Genomic DNA, 3,184 nt, shown 5'->3' on the forward strand with positions numbered 1-3,184 from the left:
AGCAGCATGGAGCTGATGACCGATCTGAACCGGGACGGGGCAACTATCATCGTGGTCACCCATGACCCCAATGTCGCCCAGTACACGAACCGGACAATACGGATCGTCGACGGGAGCATTGCATCATGATCTTCTGGGAGATTGCAAAGCGGAATATCCGTCTGCACATGCTCCGCTCCATCCTTGCGATGCTGGGAATCGTAATTGGCGTGGTTGCCATCGCATCCATGGGGATTCTCGGGAACAGTATGGTATCCTCGGTCTCCGAGAGCCTCAAATCTGTTGGGGACAGCGTCATCGTCACACCATACATTGGCGGGGAAGGAATGGATGAATTCGATGTGGGAAGCAGTTTCGGAAGCCGGAGACTCACTAACCACAACTTTCAGCAGATCAAAAGAGTATCAGCACCCAACAAGGCAATTCCTGTATACTCGACCTCCGATCATATGAAGATCGGGGTTGGCCGCAAGGATATCGTTGCAGCCATCTATGCACTGCCATCGAAAGATGTCCCGGATATTATGAAGCTTAATGCAGGGGACTATAACAACGGAAATTCCGGTTGTCTTGTAGGCTCCACTTTTGCCAAGGATCACAAGATCAAGGTAGGATCCCGGATCTCGATCGGGACCGATGGCAGTAAGGGGACACTCCGGGTCACCGGTATCATTAAGGAACGGGGCATGAGCTTTGACATCAGTACGGACAGCGCCATTGTCGTTACGGACGAATGGTTCGAGAACGCTTACACCCGGGACAAGGACTACGACCAGGTAGTGGTAAAGGTCAGGGAAGGTGACACCGCAACGGTTAAGAAAAAAATCGAGAAGCAGCTCAACAAACGCAAGGATAACAAGATTGTAAGCGTGATTGACAGCAAGGCGACGCTCGCCAGCATCTATGCCACGTTCGGCACGATAACCACGTTTGTCACCGCAATAGGTGCGATTTCGATGATCGTTGCCGGGGTCTCGATCTTCAATATCATGATGATGTCTGTCAATGAGCGGATCAAGGAGATCGGGATCATGAGAAGCATCGGCACCCAGAAGAAAGAAGTGATGAGCATGTTCATCTACGAGGCGGCTATCATCGGCGTAATCGGCAGCATTGCCGGAGGTGTCCTGAGTATCTTTGCAGGGTGGGGGGTCAGCGCCCTGATGCTGAATACGACCAAGTACCTTTGGACACTCCCAACAGCACTCTCGGTGACCCAGGGGATCGCGTTCGGCATTTTAATATGTCTTGCCTGTGGCCTCTACCCGGCTTGGCAGGCGGCGAACCTCAACCCGATCGATGCGCTGAGGCATGAATGAGTACGGTATACCTATGCCCCCTCATTTTCAGGAGTGGTATGAGAACCGGGAATACAGCCACTGGGCGAACCAGAAGGATGCAATGATGGGATGAGTTGATATTGAAAGAGGATATTTTGGAACGTCAAACCTTGGAATGTCGCCCAAACATGAAAACCGGCCACACCAGCACGAAAACACCCCAAAACCGTTCTGGTTTTTTTCTCCCACACAGGTTCCCTGGTACCAGCACGGCAGCACGGCAACCGTGCCGGCAGGGCGAGATCATGGTTGTATACCCTCTCCCATGGTAGCCGGGGTTCCGGGGACGAAATTCCTAAACGTCCGTTTCGATCAGAGAATCATTCAAATCTCATCGGAGTTATGTTCGCAGGAATACGAGCTGGGTCACGGATGAGCCGGAGAAACCTATGATCCAGGAAGAATTCATACATAGCATCCTCTTCGTCAGGGGAAATTGTTCGCGCTCCTTCTCAGGATGATCATTCTCCGGTTTTCATGAGAGACAAACAAAGGAAATTTCCAAAAAAAAGGTGAATGGGGATGGATCTCTTAAAAAAATTCGAACGTGGATCTACCTGCAGGTCAGGAACAACTGAAAACGTAGATCTCCTTACCGGAGATCCCAGAAAAGCGATCATCTCATTGTCGGTACCGATGATCGTTGCCATGCTCCTGATATCCAGTTTAACTATTGTAGATGCCATCTGGATCGTGGGTCTCGGCTCTGATGCCCTTGCCGCAGTCGGATTCATGACACCGTTCTTCATGGTGCTCATGGGGCTCGGAACAGGTATCGGGGCCGGCGCGACATCTGCCATTGCGAGGAGAATCGGGGCTGGTGAGCGCAGCGGTGCGAGCAACTGCGCCATCCACGCTCTTCTGCTTTCCCTTGTCCTGACGGGAGTTTTCACCATCCCGCTGTTCCTCTTTGCAGAACCCCTTGCCCTGCTTATCGGGGCCGGTAGTATCTCAGGCCTTGCCGCGGAATACGGACGGGTACTCTTTGGAGGATTCTTCTTCATCATCTTTGTTGAAATTGCCTACGGTGTCCTCCAGGCAGAAGGTGATGCGAAACGAACCATGTATGCCATGGGGATTGCCTGCCTGCTGAACATTGTGCTCGATCCCATCCTCATCTACGGGGCAGGTCTCGGAATTGCCGGCGCTGCCTGGGGGACGGTCATCTCTCTCGGGGTCACTTCAGCAATCCTCTGTTACTGGTTCTTCATTCGGGGTGACACATATGTCTGCCTCTCCAGGCAGAATTTTACACCAGACTGGAGCCAGGTCACCGATATCCTGAATGTGGGTATCCCGGCAAGTATCGAGTTCCTTCTGATGTCAGTATTGTCCATTATCCTCAATCTGATGCTCGTGATAGTGGCAAATACGGATGCGGTTGCCGTATTCTCAGTCGGGTTTCGGGTCATAACCTATGGGATCGTTCCGGCTATTGCCATTGGCACTGCCGTAGTATCGGTAACCGGTGCCGCATATGGTGCAGGACAGCATGGTAAAATACGGATCATCCATAGTTATTCAATCCTCGTTGGGCTGGTAGCAACTGTCGGTATCTGCGCCATCACCTGGATCTTTGCTGAACCAATCGCATCGATCTTTTCGTATTCGCAGGAAAGTGCGCATCTCTGCCCGGAGATCGCTGCGTTCATCGGAGTTATGGTATTTTACTTTCCTTTTGTACCGCTCGGGATTATGTCGGCGTCTGTATTTCAGGGGGTTGGTAAAGGATCAACATCTCTGTTCCTGACGTTCATGAGAGACATTGCATTTGCCCTTGTATTCGCGTACCTGTTTGCCTTCCTTTTGGGCATGGGGGAACGGGGCATCTGGTGGGGTATTGT

Annotated in this window: 2 protein-coding genes; both read left to right on the forward strand. The window is 51.8% G+C overall.

All coding sequences use genetic code 11. The annotated features are described in order from the left end of the window. Positions 1–125 precede the first annotated feature (125 nt). On the forward strand, positions 126–1,319 hold the full coding sequence (locus CW742_RS09475) for an ABC transporter permease (protein WP_292419619.1): 1,194 nt from the start codon (positions 126–128) through the stop codon (positions 1,317–1,319). 543 nt (positions 1,320–1,862) lie between these two features. Next, a partial coding sequence (locus tag CW742_RS09480) for an MATE family efflux transporter (RefSeq protein ID WP_292419622.1) occupies positions 1,863–3,184 on the forward strand: 1,322 nt, incomplete at its 3' end.

This window comes from Methanoregula sp. (assembly GCF_002835825.1).
Lineage (GTDB): Archaea > Halobacteriota > Methanomicrobia > Methanomicrobiales > Methanospirillaceae > Methanoregula.

Coding starts and splice junctions, on each gene's coding strand:
- CW742_RS09475 (WP_292419619.1), top strand. CDS start 126: ATGATCTTCTGGGAGATTGCAAAGCGGAATATCCGTCTGCACATGCTC.